Below are 16,467 nucleotides of genomic sequence, written 5' to 3'. Positions count from 1 at the left end.
AAATGAGGGGGTGAGCGAATGGCTGGAGTCCAAACGACGTTAGCGTTAAATGACAAATTGACGGGGCCGCTCATGAAAATGATTCGCGCGATGGACGCGACCATTCGCGTCATGGAAAAGATGGATGCGAGCGCGACTCAATTAGATACAAAAGGATTGGCGAAAGCACGTAAAGCGATTACGAACGCATCGGCTGATTTAGAACGTCTAGTTTTGGCATCTAAACAATCCGTCGATGCTCTAACGCCACTCCAGTCGAAATTTGCTAGCTTGCCCCCTCCCATTCATCAGGCAACTAGTGCAGTCAGAGCATTCTTTAGTGCTTTTGCCGGCTCCGCGGCGGCCTATATGGCATTGGAAGCGATCAAGCAAGGGGCGAAAACATTTGTAGAAGCGTCGGATACGTATGTTTCTACATCGGCACGTTTGGCAAATATCAATGACGGTTTGCAAACACAAGCGCAGTTACAGGAAAAGATATACCAAGCAGCGCAACGCAGTCGAAGCGGCTACGTTGATATGGCTAACTCGGTCGCAAAGTTAGGGTTGTTGGCAGAAGATGCATTCAAAAATAATGACGAAATGATCCGGTTTTCTGAGTTGATGGGAAAAGCGTTCACCGTATCCGGCGCGTCCACTTTTGAACGTCAAGCCGGCATGTATCAGCTGACCCAAGCGATGGCGGCTGGAAAACTACAAGGCGATGAATTCCGTTCTATCATGGAAAATGCGCCATTGCTCGCCCAAGCAATTGCGGATTTTACAGGGAAAACAAAAGGCGAATTAAAGCAGATGTCAGCAGAAGGAACGATTACTGCCGACATTATCAAAAACGCCTTGTTCAAAGCTGCCGATGACATTGAAAAGAAATTCAAAAACATGCCGTTGACGTTCTCCGATGCGATGACCATGTTCAAAAACTGGGCGTTCCGCGCATTTGAACCGTTGCTGATTCGGTTTAACCAGTTCGTGAACTCTGATGCGTTCGCTACGATGGCGGAACATGCGATGTTTTTTGTCAACGTGTTTATTAAAGGCATGGATCTTGCTTTTGATGCGCTGGAGTTTTTCTATCGAATGGTTGGTGCCGTTGGACGGTTTTTTGAAGAAAATTGGTCGTGGATTGCGCCAGTTTTAACGGTCATTGGCTCTGTTTTGGCTGGGATTGGTGCAATTTTGCTTGGCCTTGCAGCGAAATGGTTGGTAGTGCGAGCAGCTACCCTCATGGCAGCAGCCGCAAAATGGGTATACGATGCAGCTATGCTTAGCTCCCCAGCCACGTGGGTATTACTGACGATCATTGCTTTAATCGGATTCGTTGCTTATGCAACGGTAAGATGGGGAGAACAAACAGCTGCGGTGATTGGATTTATTACAGGGTTGTTTGCGGCGTTGGGGGCTTATATTTGGAACAGTGTGGCCAACCTATGGAATCTGTTTGCAACGTTTGCTGAGTTCCTGGCCAACGTGTTTATCGATCCGACATACGCCGTTAAAAAGTTGTTCTACGATTTAGCCAAAATGGTGATCGACAACATGGCGGCGCTCGCCGGGTCTTTTGATCGTGCGGCCAATGCGTTGGCTCGTGCTTTTGTAGCTGGGGCAAATATTGCGATTGGCGCCATTAATGGGCTGATTAAAGCTCTGAACATGATACCAGGCGTGAACATCGGAACGATCGGCAAACTGAGTGCCGGATCGGTAAGCAACATCTCCGGTGGATTGAAAAGCTGGGCAGCAAATCTTCAAGCGCCGACAAGCAGCAAAAATGTGGTTAGTATTCCACGGATGAATTTGCTCAGCCTTCCCAAAGCGTTTGACGCGGGGAATAAAGCCGGTATCAACTTCAGCAAAAACGTATCAGATAAGCTGGCAGGAGTGTGGGATAAAGCGAAAAGCCTAATTCCGAATGGGAAAACAGGCAATCCGTTCAAATCCTTTCCGTCCCAAGCGCTTGGTAATCAAATCGCCAACAGCCCTGGCATGAAGAATCCCATTGGAAATGATAAAGGCAAAAACCCGACCGGCGGCAAACTGGATAAGGTCGGAAAGGTTGGGAAGATTGATGATGAGGTGAATATTGCTGAGGAAGATTTAGAAGTGTTCAAAGAGTTGGCGACAATCAAGTCGATTCAGAACTTCATCACACTGACACCGACTGTCCAAGTTCAAACCGGCGATATTCGCAGCGAAGTCGACATTAACAAGTTGATCCGACGTATTGAACAGCTCATGTCAAATGAAATCGCACGGTCGGCGGAAGGGGCGTACTCATGACGGAAAGAGCCATATATTTTGTCGTGAATGACCGGGAATTCTTCCGTCTCCCGGTTAACCCCGAAAAGGTGAATGTGAAGGAAGAAGGGGACGGAGAAGAATTTACGATTGCCTCGTTAGGGAAAGTGAATGTCCCGAAGCCAGCAAAGCTGAAAAGTTTTACTCTGGAGTCCTACTTCCCAGCACAACCGACGCACTATTCAGCGACGGTCTTTAAAAAGCCGAAGGATTATATTCGTTTGTTGGAAAAGTGGCTGAATCACAAACAGCCCGTTCGATATATTTATGTCAATGGGCCGTTTACGATTAATGAATTGGTGACCATTGAGCGTTTTGAATACGACGAGTCTTTTGGTAGCGAGGACGTCAACTTTTCTCTTGAGTTAAAAAAATATGTACCATTCGGCCCAAAAAAAATGAAAATCGCCAAGGCAAAAAACGGAACGAAACAAATCGTGAAGAAGAATACCCCCACTCGGCAAAATACGAAGCCGAAACCAACAACCTATACGCTTAAAAGAGGGGATAGCTTATGGAAGGTGGCGCAGTATTACACGGGCAGTGGTCATAGATATCGTGAATTGCAGAAATTGAACGGTATCAAGGACAGTCAATTGCGCCGATTGCCTATCGGCTTAGTGCTAAAGATCCCGCCAGACTGGGTGAAATGAAATGGAAGTGTTCATCGATAATCGAGACGGAACCATATGGGACATGCCCGCGGCCAGCTTAAAATGGACAACCAGCCGGATCGGGAAAGCCGGCACCTTGGAAGCAAAGTTGGTGATAGAGGATCCGCGTAAGTTTTCCATCAATAGTGGAGCCGTGATTCGTGTCACCGACGGATCATACAAGATTTTCTACGGCTATGTGTTTGAAACAGGATTCAATGCGGATAGTGATTTTAGTGTTAAGGCGTATGATCAGCTTCGATATTTGATGTACAACGACACCTTTGTCTTTTCTTCAACAACGGCCACGGCCGGCATTAGGAAAATTGCAACCGATGCAGGATTGAAAATTGGAACGTTTGAAGAAACGGGATACAAAGTGCCAGCGATGGTCGAAGACAACAAAAAAGCGCTCGATGTGGTGGCAAAGTTTTTAGATTCAACGTTGATTGCAACGAACAGGAACTATGTACTGTTCGATCATTTTGGGAAACTGGAACTGCGAAATATCAATAACATGGCCATTCGAGCAGACGACTTCTACATTGGGGAAGAGAGTCTGCTTTTTGATTTCGACTATAAAAAGTCAATCGACGAGGAAACGTACAATCGTATCAAGATCGTGCAAGACAACAAAAAAACAGGAAAACGCGAGGTCTATATTGCCCAAGACAGCGCGAACATTGCTAAATGGGGACGATTGCAAGAATTTCGCAAAGTCGATGAAAGGATGACGGCCGCGCAAATCAAAGACTTGTTGGACAAGTTAATCAAGTTGCGTAACCGTGAAACGAAATCATTGAAACTCACCTGCCTCGGCCATTGGAAAGTGCGCGCCGGTTGTTTTGTGTTTGTGTACATCGAAAAGATCGGCATCAAGCAATATTTTCTCGTTGACGAATGCACGCACAACTGGGAAGGCGGCGTGCACACGATGCAATTAGATTTGAAGGTGATTTGAGATGAGCTTGATAGATTTAATTAAAACAGTTGCTGTGAAAGCTGTGGAAGCGACTAATCCGGTTAATGTGTTGTTTGGCACGGTTGTATCCGAAAGCCCTCTTGCGATTCAAATACATCAGCGATTGAAACTGACGGAAGAATTTTTGGTTGTTACGGAGCAGGCGGAACAAGCAAATCTAAAAGGCGGCGATAAAGTAATCCTGCTTCGCGCTCAAGGAGGCCAGCAATTTGTGGTTTTAGATAAGGTGGTGAAGTGATGGCAGTATTACCTTCTGAAGATATTTTGATGGATGATACAGATATCGTCGATACTTCCGTCTTTCCTACCAAAACGTATCGTCTCGACTTTGAGAGAGGCCGGTGCATCGGAATGATTGACGGGTTGGAAGCTATCAAGCAATCGATTTTCAAAATGTTGAGCACCGAACGATTCAAGCATTTAATTTATAGCGATGATTACGGCTTTGAAAATCTAAGTGGCAAAGAAAGATTGTTTGTCCAAGCAGAATTGCCTCGGAGAATCGAAGAAGCGGTGCTTCAAGACGCGCGCATCCTAGCAGTCGAAGACATCAGCATTCAGTTCCAGGCGGATTCAGCTATCGCCACGTTTGTTTGCCAAACTGTCTATGGAAAGATAGAGGCGTCCAAAGAGGTGAGCGGTATTGTTTGAGGACCAAACGTTTGAGGCAATTTTGCAGAGGATGCTTGATCGAGTTCCTGACGATGTTGATAAACAAGAAGGTTCTGTCATCTATGATGCGTTAGCACCGGCTGCGATGGAATTGGCACAGATGTATGCAGAACTGGACGTTGTTTTGCGTCTTGCGTTCGGAGAAACCTCGACGGGTGAATATTTGGATCGACGTGCAGCGGACTTTGGTGTGTATAGAAAACAAGCGACGCCGGCCATTCGAAAAGGAGTGTTCACGGATGAGGAGGGCGTGCCATTTGACGTTCCGATCGGAAGCCGGTTCCGACTTAATGACATGGTCTATGTAGCTATCGGAAAAATTGCCAACGGTCAGTTCCGTATGCAAGCAGAAACACTAGGAAGCGCGGGCAATCAAGAGTTTGGTAGTCTGCTTCCGATCGAACCGATTGACGGACTAGGAACAGCGATACTAGCAGATGTCCTCGTTCCGGGTGAGGATGAAGAAAGTGATGACTCCCTTCGAAAACGTTTTTTGCAGAAGGTACGGGAGCCCGGAACGAGTGGAAATGCGGCGGATTATAAGCGATGGGCGACAGAAGTGGCTGGTGTGGGCGCAGCAAAAGTAACACCACTTTGGAACGGCCCTGGCACCGTCAAAATTACAATCGTTAATACGGATATGCGACCGGCCACAACAGAATTGGTTAGTCAAGTGCAAGAATATATCGAGCAAGTGCGGCCGATCGGAGCGTCTGTCACAGTAGCTTCAGCGACAGGCAAACCGATCAATGTTTCGGCGAACGTAGTCCTTGCATCGGGATATACGTTGCAAAATGTTCAAGATGCTTTCGCAGCGTCGTTGGATGAATATTTCAGAGAGATCGCTTTTTCAATGACGTATGTCAGCTACGCAAAAATCGGAACACTCTTACTGAATACGCCAGGTGTCATTGACTACAACGGGCTGATTGTGAATAGTGACACAGCCAATGTAGCGTTACAAGATGAAGAAGTTCCTATTCGTAGGGAGGTATCGCTAAATGTCTAATTTATCCCAATATCTCCCTGATTATTATCAGAATATAAGAGAATTTCAAACCTTAATAGGGACAGAGGGCGAAGAATTTGAACAATTGAATGTTACAATAGATGAAGTTTTGAAACAATTCTATGTTGACACAGCCACATGGGGGCTTGCGAATTGGGAGCGCATTTGCGGTATCCCGACAGACGAAAGCAAGCCGATTGACCAACGACGATCGGTTATAAAGTCGAAGTTGCGAGGTATCGGAACGGTCACGGTAGAATTGGTCAAAAACGTTGCCGAAGCGTATTACAACGGACAAGTTGAAGTCATTGAACAACCTTCGCTTTATACAGTCAAAATTAAATTTGTAAGCAAACTTGGAGTCCCGCCTAACTTAACCGACATTCAAAACGCCTTGCGTGAGATTATTCCGGCTCATTTGGCGATCAACTTCGAGTTTTCTTATTTACTAATCAAAGATATTCATCATGTAATGACGCTTTCTCAGTTACAGGCGACGACGCTTGATAAATTTGCAGGAGGTGATTACTGATGGCGAGTAATACACCGCGTTTAGGGCTTTATAAGAAAGATCCGGTGGCTGATAGAAATGATACATTCAATATACAAACCATGCTGAATGACAACTGGGATCGCATTGACCAGGGGGTTGTATTGGAAACAGAAAAAGGCTCGGCAAACGGGGTAGCTTCACTCGACGGGAACGCGAAAGTGCCAACATCGCAATTGCCAATTGCTACAACGACATCACCAGGAGCGATTTCTGCATCGGATAAAGCCAAACTCGATGGGATTCAGCCAGGCGCTGAGGTGAACCAAAACGCGTTTACCACGATCAAAGTTGGCGCAACCAACATCGATGCGGATAGCAAAACCGATGTGTTAGAATTGGTTGCAGGATCTAACATTACTTTAACCCCTGATGCAACCAACGATAAAATTACAATCAGTACCACCGCTGAACCTAACCAAAATGCCTTTACGACGATTAAAGTAGGGGCAACCAATATTGACGCAGATAGTAAAACCGATACGTTAGAATTGGTTGCTGGTACAGGGGTCGTATTAACGCCAGACGCAGTAAACGACAAAGTAACCATTGCAGCGTCGTTTGGTGGAAATGGTAGCGCCACAACCGTTGCTCGTTCAGATCATAATCATGATGGAGTATATGTAAAAACAGCCGGAGATACAATGACGGGACCGTTAAAATTTAACACTCCTTTGCCTGCTGGTGTAAATACCAGCGACACGCCGGATAAATGGCCGAATGATGGAATTACGTACTACGACGTTCTTGGAGCAGGACTGTTACAAGGACAACCGACAAACTATGGAAAAATAATGCACATATCACAGAGAGACGTGAAATTTCAATACTTTTTTGAATGGATACACCCTCAAGGCGGGCCGTCAGGTTCAGTTTATTATCGTCATGCTGGTGAACACGATACGGTTTGGGGACAATGGCATAAAATCTGGCATGATGGTAACGACGGCGCAGGAAGCGGTTTAGACGCGGATACAGTAGACGGAAAACAAGCAAGTGATTTTGTTTGGAAAACAGAAAAAGGAAAACCTAACGGCGTTGCAACACTTGGCCCAGATGGAAAAGTGCCATCTGAACAATTGAGTAGCGACGCGGCGACAAAAGATGAACTAACACATTTAAACATCAACATAATCGATATGGCTGTAGAACTCGAAACGCTGAAAGGAGCAACGTTAAACGGTGTGACGGCGAATATTTTTATCGAAAGCTTTCAAAATTTAAACGATATCAATTTGATGAACGGGATTTATGATAGTGCAAACAAAAGGTTGGTGCTTTAATTGAGTCAGTCCGCAACAGATTTAATCTTGTATAAAAAGACAGAATTATTACTGCATGAGACTTATCCGGTTTTACGAAACTTTCCAAAAGCAGAGAAATTCTCTCTATGCCAAGAAATTAAGCAAGCGTTTTACTCACTTTTGAAATATATAATCCTTGCAAACTCCTTATATCAACGTGGAAGGAGAGATGAAATTTGGCGAACGGCGATTTAATTAAATTAGGTACCTTATATGTCGGAGGAACAAAAATAGCACTTCCGACAAAACCTTGGCAGAAAGGTTATACACCTCCGGGGGCTCCAGGTGCTGGAGATATACCTTCTTATACTGTCGGGGCAGCAATCGAGATCAGAGATACCAACCCTAGTGACGCCTATAAAATTCAATGGCGCGAAGTGAATGACGGGAGTAAGAAACTGTTAATCTCTGACCGTGTTTTGCTTGTAAATGTCTCGTGGGACGATTTAAATGCTCAAGGTCTCATTTTCGGGAAAACTATTACAATTGATGGGCGACAATATAAGCTACGAGTTCTCACAGGCGGAAGCGACTATCATCACGGAACTGGCAACTACTCCGGTGGTTATCCTTCTAGCAATGAATGGGATCGAATAATCACAAATGAGGCGGGATTTAGCGGTTTGCCAGTGCCATCCGCAACGGATTTAGATATTTATCAATACTCAATAGACTTTAACAGCGCGCATAACCAGTTCTGGAATTGGTTTTACGTTTATTCTTGGGTGCAGGAAACATACACAGGAAACAGCGCCACCCGCGCGGTCCGCGGGTACGTCTCGGCTTGCTTCTGGGACTACTATTCGTCTGACTCCCGCGGTGCGATTTTCGGTTGGCGCCCCGTCCTTGAAGTTCTGAATTCTGCCCCTGTGATTTCTGGCTCGGATTCTAACCTAGGAAATAAAGTAGCTCCTTTTACAGTGAACTATTCTGTTGACGATACAGATACAAGCGATACACTCACAGTTACAGAAAAAGTTGATACAACAACAATACGAACAATCAACAATGCAGTCCGTGGTCAGACATACACGCTTGACTTGAGCAGCGTTTGGTCAACTTTATCGCTTGGTTCTCACACTATTACGATTACTGTCACGGACGACAAAGGCGGTACAGCAACACGGACATATACATTCACGAAAACGGATGATCGAATCAAATTTACGTTGAAAAATCCGATCAAAACATCGATTGCGGCAAAGAAAATTGTCGTTAGTGGTGTGGTCACTGTTCCAAAAGGTGCTACATTGTCGGTGAAAGCCTGCAACAACGGCTTCGATTCAAACCCGACATGGGAGGACATCACAACGGCGTTTCTGAATCGTCAGGCATACTCATTCACAAACACAACAAAAACAGCATCAAACTGGGGGATTAACATTCAATTTGAGATATTGAAAGGAACCGCAACCGATCAAATTATCGTTGACGGCTTTGGTTTCTCATTTGAGTAAAAGGAGGTGACAAAAGATGAAAAGCATCCGAATTAAAGATTTAGAGATTGTCGAACAGGAACGACAACAAGAAGAAAGCACTGAAAAAAACACGGCGGCCGCGTTGGCACAACTGACAATCGAAAACAAAAAGAAAGATTTGCTAATCACTCAATTGACACAAACGATAGCAAATTTAAATATCGAGATTGCGAAATTAAAAGGAGGAGTCAGCTAATGAAAAGTCCATTTTTCGATTTTTATAATACTTTTTACAAAATGGGATACCTAACAAAAGATATTGTCCATGAAGTGGCAGAATGGGGAGTTATTACTTTAGCTGAGTACAAGGAAATTACAGGAGAAGAGTTTACTGCGTAGTCGGACGATACTGCGACATAACCTGTCACAGCTTGACGTGAACTTGACACGAATTTAGGCGGGCTTTGGCTCGCCTTTTTTCTGTAAAGGAGTGATACGATGCCTTTAACTGAGAAAGAACAGCGATTTTTGCGGCAAATTCAAACGGTTAAAAATCCAACGCCAGCCCAACAGCAAACCTTAAAGGCGATTCAGGGAAAACAAGCGAAAGAAGAAAGGTTCATTCGCCAATATAACGAGATTAAACAATCGGGCGGAAAGACAAGCTCGGCGCAGGATAGCACGTATAAATTGCTGACGGGTAGCACCTATAAGCCGCCGGCACCAAGCGCACCAAAACCGGTGACGACCAAACCAACCGTAGTGAGCGCACCGAAAACAACAGCAGCGCCGAAACCAACCGCAGCACCAAACCCAGCGACACCGACCGTCAATCCTTATTTACAATCGGAAATTGATAAGGCAAACCGCTTTATGCGCCAGTTTTAGATAAAATCAAGAAAATCGATAAAAGTAAGGAGATGAGTAACGAAGAAAAGGCGCAAAGAATTGAAAACCTAATCGAACAGTTAAAACGCTTAAGAGAGGGGAAATAAAGCATGTTTGGCACGCCTGGCGTCGATCCCATGATAGGCATATTAAATTTTATTTTCTTTGCGGCGCTTGTGTTGGTGGGATTAGTCATTTTAAGAATCATCCTAGATGGTATCGAAACATTTTTTCGAAATCACAAGAGAGCGCAAAACGCTCTCGACGATACCATTGTTTGGCTCCATCGGATGCCTAAATGGATAAAGCAACCGATCAAATGGATTGGAGTTGTTATTTATTTAGCGCTTTGTGTATTGGTAATTATCTATTCCGGCAGTTAAGAGGGCTGAAATATCAGTCCTCTTTTTTATTACAGTAAGAAAGGTTGTGAAATGATGGAACGGTTCGATGTTGTTTTCAAAACCGGCGCGGCCATTCTTGGTGGTCTCGCCGGTTTGGTTTTTGGTGAGTCGATTGGATTGCTTGTTGCACTGTTTTGGATGGCGGCCATTGATTATGGGAGCGGAATGGCCGCTGCATTTATGGAAAAAACACTGTCTAGCAAGATTGGATTTAGAGGCATTGCTAAAAAAGTGATGATCTTTGTAATGGTTGCCCTTGCGCATCAAGTCGATAGCGCACTTGGAACGAAAAATATGTTCCGAGATGCGACTATCGTTTTTTATATGGCCAACGAGCTGCTAAGCATTTTTGAAAATGCGGGAAGAATGGGAGTGCCAGTTCCGGAACGACTTACACAGGCGGTAGAAGTGTTGAAAGGAAAAAGTGGGAAAGGAGAGGATAAGTAATGAGCGCATGGACAGAAAAGTTCATCCGAGTAAACAAATATTCGCGTCCGGGTCTAAAACTGAAAGGTGTAAAAAAACTTGTTTTGCATTGGACAGCTAACCCAGGTGCATCAGCGGCCAATCATTTCACGTATTTTGATCGAACCATCATTCAAGCACAACGATACGCCTCGGCACATATTTTTGTGGATAAAAACGAAGCAATTAACATCATTCCTCTCGATGAAGTGGCATACCATGCGAACGATGGTACTTACCGCGGCTTTCCAGAATTGAAACCGAACGCGAACTTTCTATCCATCGGTGTGGAAATGTGTGTGGAAAAAGACGGCACGTTTCATCCAGACACCATCTCTCGTACAGAAGATGTATTTGTAGAGCTCTGCAAAACATTTAAGTTGGATCCAATTAAAGACATTGTGCGTCATTACGATATTACCCATAAAAATTGTCCGGCGCCATGGGTAAGGGATTCCAAGGCGTTTGAAGACTTCAAACAACGAGTAAAGGCTAAAATGAGTCCACCTAAAGCCAATGTGTCATATTACACGGTGAAACCTGGAGATACACTGTCTGGAATCGCGGCAAAAAACAAAACGACAGTAGCCACTTTACAGAAACTCAACAACATCAAGAATCCGAATATAATTCGTGTCGGACAAAAAATACGCATAAAGTAATCCCTTGCCACTCGGCAGGGGATTTTTTTTGTTTTTATAGGAGGAATTTTTCGGTTATCGATGTATAAACAGTATTGGAGGGTAAAAGAAGTGCGGGAAATTAAGCTAATGGAGGGATTTTGTGCATGGGAGCAAAAAATAAAGTCATTGCTGGAGAGTATGAAGGGAAAAACGTCATGCTGATTCATGGCGCTGTGTGTATTATGACAGGGTTTACGAAGAAAATAGAATTAACAAAGGAGAATGTCGAAGAATACGAAGTGATGGATGAAACCAAAGGAAAAAGCGCTGTGAGTGCAGTTGGAAGAGGATTGGTAGGCTCTTTCCTTTTAGGCCCAGTGGGTTTACTTGCAGGGTTATCTGCAAAATCTAAAGGCGTATATGTCGTAGCTATTAAATTTAAAGACGGTAAGAAAAGTTTGTTGGAAATTAATGATAAGATTTATGCAGCTCTTATGAAAAAGTTGTTTTAACTTCCCTCCGAAAGAAGTCTCCTACTTCTAAACGTGAAGGCGCGCCAGCACCAGTGAAAGTGGGAGATGAATTTCGGTTGGCGTTAGCCAACGAATAGGATAGAATATGGCTAGAACGGACACCTTCGGAACGAAGGGAAGCGTAAAGGGTTCTTGTGTGTGGCTTACCGTTCAGCGAACACACACAAGTCGCTTGAAGCCCCCACCTCTAAGCGAAGCGTAGGTGGTGGGTAGTTCACTAAGTAAACCTACTCCCCATGAGTAGGCTTTTTGTTCATAAAAAAGAAGGCGGAGTGGATTCCGCCTTTTTGCATGGATTTACGCACTGGAGATAATTTTGCACAAATTTTGCACACCAAGGAAATTGAAAGTCTATAAACTTTGAAAAATCAAGGTTTGGAGGGTGGTGGTTTTACTCCCACCATCGGCATCGAAAATAGGAAGAAGGCTTTAGGGACAAGGGGTTTCACGTAAGTGAAATCTCTTGTTTTTTTATTTACTGAATACGATTCGAGAAAAGAAAATCGTGTGCGTACAATCGTGTTCGGTGAGGTGAAATGGAAAGTGCCTACGTGCGGCCATCATGCCCACGTTTCTGTATTTGGGGCGGTGAATGTGCTCAATGGGGACACCGTTCTTCATCGAGCAGTCGCTGCGAATGCGACGACGTTTTTGGATTTTTTAAAGATCTTGAAGAGCCGTTATCCAGACCAGCTGATCGTGCTCGTGCTCGACAATGCCCGCATCCACCATGTCAAAATGGTGAGAGATTTCTTGCGCCAAGAAGGGGAATCGTTTCACTTGATCTTTTTACCTCCTTATTCCCCACAGCTGAATCCCATCGAACGCTTGTGGAAATGGCTCAAGGATGCGGTCATTGCCAATGTGTTTCACAAAGATCAAATGGATATTGACCAAGCCATTGCCCGGTTTATGGAATATATAGATCAACAACCGGAAGAGGTGCTTCGACGCTTGGGGTGTGCAGCGTGATGCAAAGGTTAACTTTTCAAGGTGCATTTATATAGTTAACTGTAGATGAGCAAATTCACTGACATAAATTGACAACTAAACAAAAAAGGAGACATGAACCGGACTCCTTGGGTAAAATAGATGTGTTCAAAACCCATTCACACAAGGAGGTTCATGTCTCATGAATAGATTAGCACATCACCAAGGAATCCACAAGTTTTTCTTCACGCTGGGGTTGACGCTGCAGCTTTCCAAACCGGTCATCAAGCATCTCATTCATATTGTCGATGCCTTGACCACCAAGGGATTCTCGGGAACATTGACTGATATTCATTACTGGAGCTTTCATCCGAATCATCGAACGACGCTCCGTCACTTTTTCACGAAAAGCCCTTGGAACGAGGAAAGGCTGCTTGGGAAGCTTCAAGAGTGGATCCTTTCCCAGGTCGAACGACTGGCCAAACGGAAGAATCAACCCCTTTTTGTTTCGATTGATGATACGATTTGCCAAAAAACAAAGCCTTCGTCACGGGCTGTGCACGCCATTCAAGGGTGCGACTGGCACTACTCGCATAAAGATCATCAATCGGTCTGGGGGCATTCGCTCGTTTGGCTGATGGTGCACACCTTCACGCAGGCGTTCCCATTTGCGTTCCGCCTGTATGACAAGAAAGCGGGAAAAAGCAAGATCGACCTGGCGATCGAGATGCTTTCCTCGCTCAAGTGTAAATTATCACTTTATTTCGGAACAAAAGAGACATTTTTTTGCACATTCCTTCAGAAAGCCCTCTCCCCTTTTCTGAAAGAATGTGCTAAATTTTTTGTGAATTATTTCGGAAGAGAAAATCCATCGGTTCATAGGAGGGGGAGGAGGACGTGATCCAATTTCATGACTTTGGCATTGACGTCCAAACGTATGCAGAGCGTGGAAAAGAAAACGACTTCCCTCTTCTGAAAAAGTGTCCGCATTGCCGGGCCAAGCGCCCGTTGCACCGCCACGGTTACTATGAGCGAAACGCATTGACCCCACATGGTGATTATCGCATTTGGATTGTCCGGTATCGCTGTCGGGAATGCTTGAAGACGGTGAGTGTGCTGCCTTCCTTTCTCCTCCCGTATTTTCAGTATACGTTGTCCGCCATATGGCAAGTCGTGAAAGAGCAGTTGGGATTGACCGAAAGGACGAACCAGGCTCCGTTTCTCCCGACAAAGGACGGCATCATCTTTTATGTCCGACGGTTCTACCGAAACCTATCAAGCCTTCACAGCTTTTTTGCGAGGCGGTGGAGGATCATAGGCCCTATCGTGAAAAAAGAAAAGGAACGGGCTTCTTGGTGGATCCAGACGTTAGAGGAACACGGTCTTGATTCGGCCATCAGAGAGATGTGGGAGGGCGGATTCCGACACCCTTTTGCGAATTAAATGGGATCCTGATTTTACATACATACCCTAAATTGGAAATAGTTTCGGTTCCCACAAACCTTTCCTATCGACGGAGAAAAAGCAATTCGGTACGATAAGGGCAGACGGACCGGAACGGTCCTGATTCCAAGTGAGACAAGGAGGAGATTTGAATGAATGAGTCGATGAGACACGACATTGCCCTGTTTCGGTACGGGCTAATCGCTCCGTTGGTGAATGGGCAGGTGGAACCGAAGACGTATCTGAAAGAGGTGAGCGAGCGAGTGCACCATGTTCCCCACCAGGGAGACAAACGAATCGCAGCCAAGACGATCCTCGATTGGTGCACCCGATACAAAAAAGGGGGCTTTGACGCCTTAAAGCCGAAGCGCCGTTCGGACCGCGGCCACTCAAGGCGTCTGTCGCCCGATGATGAGGATCATATTTTAGCCCTAAGAAAAGAACATCCCACCATGCCCGTGACGGTGTTCTACGAACACCTGATCGAGCAGGGGGAAATCCCAGAAAATCATACCTCTTACTTTACTATATACCGATTGTTGAAAAAACACAACCTGGTGGGAAAAGAAATCTTGCCGATGCCGGAGCGAAAGCGTTTTGCGTATGACCAGATCAATGAGCTATGGCAAGGGGACTTATCCCATGGACCCACGATTCGCGTCCATGGGAAAGCCCAGAAAACGTTTTTGATCGCGTATATCGATGACTGCTCGCGGTTAGTGCCATATGCCCAATTTTTCCCTTCGGAGAAGTTTGACGGGCTGCGGATCGTCACGAAGGAAGCGGTGCTTCGTTGCGGGAAGCCGAAACGCATTTACTCGGACAACGGGAAAATTTATCGGTCCGAGGTGCTGCAGTATGCGTGCGCCGAGATGGGAATTACGCTCATCCACACCCAGCCGTATGACCCGCAAAGCAAGGGAAAAATCGAACGGTTCTTCCGCACCGTACAGACACGGTTTTATCCACTGTTGGAGCTGAATCCGCCGAAATCGCTTGACGAGTTGAACGAGCGTTTTTGGAAGTGGCTTGAAGAGGAGTATCATCGAAAACCGCACGCCTCACTGGACGGAAAAACGCCGCATGAGGTGTTTCAATCGCAAGTGCATCTCGTGTCGTTCATCGAAGATGGCGATTGGCTGGATGCGATTTTTCTGAAACGGGAGCACCGCAAGGTGAAAGCCGATGGCACAATCACCCTGAATAAACAGCTATACGAAGTGCCGCCTCGGTTCATTGGGCAATCGATTGAGCTCCGCTATGACGAACGAGGCGTCTATGTGTACGAAGAGGGCAAACGGGTGGCGGAAGCCATTCGGGTGCGTTTGGAGGACAATGCCTATGTAAAACGCCATCGGTCCCCGTTTGCGGCGATTCCGGCGAAGGAGGGAGAACACAGTGTATAAATCGTTTTACTCCCTTTCGCGGGAGCCGTTTGCGAAAGAAACAGACCCGTCCGAGGCGTATCAAGGGGCGTCATTTCAGGAAGCGTTGCGGGCGCTGGAGTACGTGAAACGAACCCGGGGGATCGGGCTGTTGATCGGAGAGCCGGGGGCGGGCAAGACGTTCGCCCTTCGGGCGCTGAAAGAGTCATTGAATCCATCATTGTATCATGTCGTCTACTTTCCGTTATCCACCGGAGGCGTGATGGATTTTTACCGTGGACTGGCCTTGGGATTAGGAGAGGAACCGAAGTACCGCAAGGTAGACCTCTTCCGCCAAATCCAGCAGGCGATCGAGCGATTGTATCATGAACGGCGGATCACGCCGGTGTTCATTTTGGATGAGATGCATTTAGCGAAGGATGCATTTTTACAGGACATCGCGATCTTGTTCAACTTTGAGATGGATTCGACCAACCCATTTGTCTTGATTTTGGCCGGGCTGCCCCATTTACAGGGGAAGCTGCGGCTCAATCAGCACCGCCCTCTCGACCAGCGGATCATCATGCGATACCGGATGGGGCCGCTGGAGAAGGAAGAGGTGGCGGGCTACATCGAACATCGGATGAAACAGGCCGGGGCGAAGCATCCGATCTTCACCCCATCGGCGTTAGAGGCGATTGCCCTGCAGTCGCGGGGATGGCCTCGGGTGATCAACACGTTGGCCACGACGTGCCTGTTATACGGGTATCAGCTGAAAAAGGACGCCATTGACGAAGAAGTGGTGCGCATGGCCGCAGAGGAAATGGGGTATTAGCACGAAAGGGGCCGAATCGGCCTCTTTTGTGCTTTCTCTTTTCCATAGGTCCATCAGGCGCGCTGGAAATCTTCATCTGAAAGAGCGTGCAAACGTTCC

21 protein-coding genes and 2 pseudogenes are annotated in these 16,467 nt (G+C 46.0%); all 23 read left to right on the top strand.

Annotation, left to right across the window (positions count from 1 at the left end; translation table 11 throughout):
• Positions 1–18: 18 nt before the first annotated feature.
• Entirely contained in the window at positions 19–2,277 is a 2,259-nt protein-coding gene (locus NSQ51_RS13430; RefSeq protein WP_121650035.1) for a tape measure protein, read from the top strand.
• The gene (locus tag NSQ51_RS13425) at positions 2,274–2,948 is read left to right on the top strand and encodes a LysM domain-containing protein (protein ID WP_033016786.1); all 675 of its coding nucleotides are present in this window, start codon (positions 2,274–2,276) and stop codon (positions 2,946–2,948) included. The genes NSQ51_RS13430 and NSQ51_RS13425 overlap by 4 nt, the downstream gene beginning before the upstream one ends.
• Position 2,949: 1 nt before the next feature.
• The gene (locus tag NSQ51_RS13420) at positions 2,950–3,909 is read left to right on the top strand and encodes a hypothetical protein (RefSeq protein WP_121650036.1); all 960 of its coding nucleotides are present in this window, start codon (positions 2,950–2,952) and stop codon (positions 3,907–3,909) included.
• 1 nt (position 3,910) lies between these two features.
• Positions 3,911–4,168: a DUF2577 domain-containing protein gene (locus NSQ51_RS13415; RefSeq protein WP_121650037.1), complete on the top strand. Its 258-nt coding sequence runs from the start codon at positions 3,911–3,913 to the stop codon at positions 4,166–4,168.
• Positions 4,168–4,581 (top strand): DUF2634 domain-containing protein, encoded by a 414-nt coding sequence (locus NSQ51_RS13410; RefSeq protein WP_014194744.1) that lies wholly within the window; start codon positions 4,168–4,170, stop codon positions 4,579–4,581. Before NSQ51_RS13415 ends, NSQ51_RS13410 begins: the two co-directional genes overlap by 1 nt.
• Positions 4,574–5,611: a baseplate J/gp47 family protein gene (locus tag NSQ51_RS13405; RefSeq protein ID WP_121650038.1), complete on the top strand. Its 1,038-nt coding sequence runs from the start codon at positions 4,574–4,576 to the stop codon at positions 5,609–5,611. Before NSQ51_RS13410 ends, NSQ51_RS13405 begins: the two co-directional genes overlap by 8 nt.
• The gene (locus NSQ51_RS13400) at positions 5,604–6,143 is read left to right on the top strand and encodes a YmfQ family protein (RefSeq protein ID WP_121650039.1); all 540 of its coding nucleotides are present in this window, start codon (positions 5,604–5,606) and stop codon (positions 6,141–6,143) included. The genes NSQ51_RS13405 and NSQ51_RS13400 overlap by 8 nt, the downstream gene beginning before the upstream one ends.
• Positions 6,143–7,444 carry a hypothetical protein gene (locus tag NSQ51_RS13395; protein ID WP_121650040.1) on the top strand — a complete coding sequence of 434 codons (1,302 nt, stop codon included), beginning with the start codon at positions 6,143–6,145 and terminating at the stop codon, positions 7,442–7,444. The genes NSQ51_RS13400 and NSQ51_RS13395 overlap by 1 nt, the downstream gene beginning before the upstream one ends.
• On the top strand, positions 7,445–7,660 hold the full coding sequence (locus tag NSQ51_RS13390) for a four helix bundle protein (RefSeq protein ID WP_121650041.1): 216 nt from the start codon (positions 7,445–7,447) through the stop codon (positions 7,658–7,660). It begins immediately after the preceding gene.
• A complete protein-coding gene (locus tag NSQ51_RS13385) occupies positions 7,642–8,922 on the top strand; it encodes a hypothetical protein (protein WP_233434064.1) in 1,281 nt (426 codons plus the stop codon). Before NSQ51_RS13390 ends, NSQ51_RS13385 begins: the two co-directional genes overlap by 19 nt.
• Before the next feature lie 16 nt (positions 8,923–8,938).
• Positions 8,939–9,139: a hypothetical protein gene (locus tag NSQ51_RS13380; protein ID WP_121650042.1), complete on the top strand. Its 201-nt coding sequence runs from the start codon at positions 8,939–8,941 to the stop codon at positions 9,137–9,139.
• A complete protein-coding gene (locus NSQ51_RS13375; protein WP_121650043.1) occupies positions 9,139–9,282 on the top strand; it encodes an XkdX family protein in 144 nt (47 codons plus the stop codon). Before NSQ51_RS13380 ends, NSQ51_RS13375 begins: the two co-directional genes overlap by 1 nt.
• A gap of 99 nt (positions 9,283–9,381) precedes the next feature.
• Complete coding sequence (locus NSQ51_RS13370; RefSeq protein ID WP_121650044.1) at positions 9,382–9,771, top strand: hypothetical protein; 390 nt, start codon at positions 9,382–9,384, stop codon at positions 9,769–9,771.
• Between the two features lie 110 nt (positions 9,772–9,881).
• Complete coding sequence (locus tag NSQ51_RS13365; protein WP_121650045.1) at positions 9,882–10,154, top strand: hypothetical protein; 273 nt, start codon at positions 9,882–9,884, stop codon at positions 10,152–10,154.
• 54 nt (positions 10,155–10,208) lie between these two features.
• On the top strand, positions 10,209–10,622 hold the full coding sequence (locus tag NSQ51_RS13360; protein WP_121650046.1) for a phage holin family protein: 414 nt from the start codon (positions 10,209–10,211) through the stop codon (positions 10,620–10,622).
• Positions 10,622–11,140, top strand: a pseudogene (locus tag NSQ51_RS13355) (N-acetylmuramoyl-L-alanine amidase); the annotation flags it as partial. The gene NSQ51_RS13360 and the pseudogene NSQ51_RS13355, both read left to right, overlap by 1 nt.
• A complete protein-coding gene (locus tag NSQ51_RS13350) occupies positions 11,138–11,302 on the top strand; it encodes a LysM domain-containing protein (RefSeq protein WP_231847827.1) in 165 nt (54 codons plus the stop codon). The pseudogene NSQ51_RS13355 and the gene NSQ51_RS13350, both read left to right, overlap by 3 nt.
• A gap of 125 nt (positions 11,303–11,427) precedes the next feature.
• Positions 11,428–11,775, top strand: a complete 348-nt coding sequence (locus tag NSQ51_RS13345; protein ID WP_014194751.1) for a hypothetical protein — start codon at positions 11,428–11,430, stop codon at positions 11,773–11,775.
• A gap of 474 nt (positions 11,776–12,249) precedes the next feature.
• A complete protein-coding gene (locus NSQ51_RS13340) occupies positions 12,250–12,768 on the top strand; it encodes an IS630 family transposase (RefSeq protein WP_230581368.1) in 519 nt (172 codons plus the stop codon).
• Between the two features lie 160 nt (positions 12,769–12,928).
• Positions 12,929–13,468: pseudogene (locus NSQ51_RS13335) on the top strand (transposase); the annotation flags it as partial.
• Between the two features lie 155 nt (positions 13,469–13,623).
• On the top strand, positions 13,624–14,169 hold the full coding sequence (locus tag NSQ51_RS13330; RefSeq protein ID WP_033011705.1) for a DUF6431 domain-containing protein: 546 nt from the start codon (positions 13,624–13,626) through the stop codon (positions 14,167–14,169).
• A 152-nt stretch (positions 14,170–14,321) separates the two neighbouring features.
• Entirely contained in the window at positions 14,322–15,575 is a 1,254-nt protein-coding gene (locus NSQ51_RS13325; protein WP_117219280.1) for an IS481 family transposase, read from the top strand.
• Positions 15,568–16,368 carry an AAA family ATPase gene (locus NSQ51_RS13320; RefSeq protein ID WP_064213564.1) on the top strand — a complete coding sequence of 267 codons (801 nt, stop codon included), beginning with the start codon at positions 15,568–15,570 and terminating at the stop codon, positions 16,366–16,368. The genes NSQ51_RS13325 and NSQ51_RS13320 overlap by 8 nt, the downstream gene beginning before the upstream one ends.
• The last annotated feature ends 99 nt before the right edge of the window (positions 16,369–16,467 follow it).

Source organism: Geobacillus sp. FSL K6-0789, assembly GCF_038593135.1.
GTDB lineage: Bacteria > Bacillota > Bacilli > Bacillales > Anoxybacillaceae > Geobacillus > Geobacillus stearothermophilus.
This window is presented reverse-complemented; position numbering and strand designations above follow the sequence as displayed.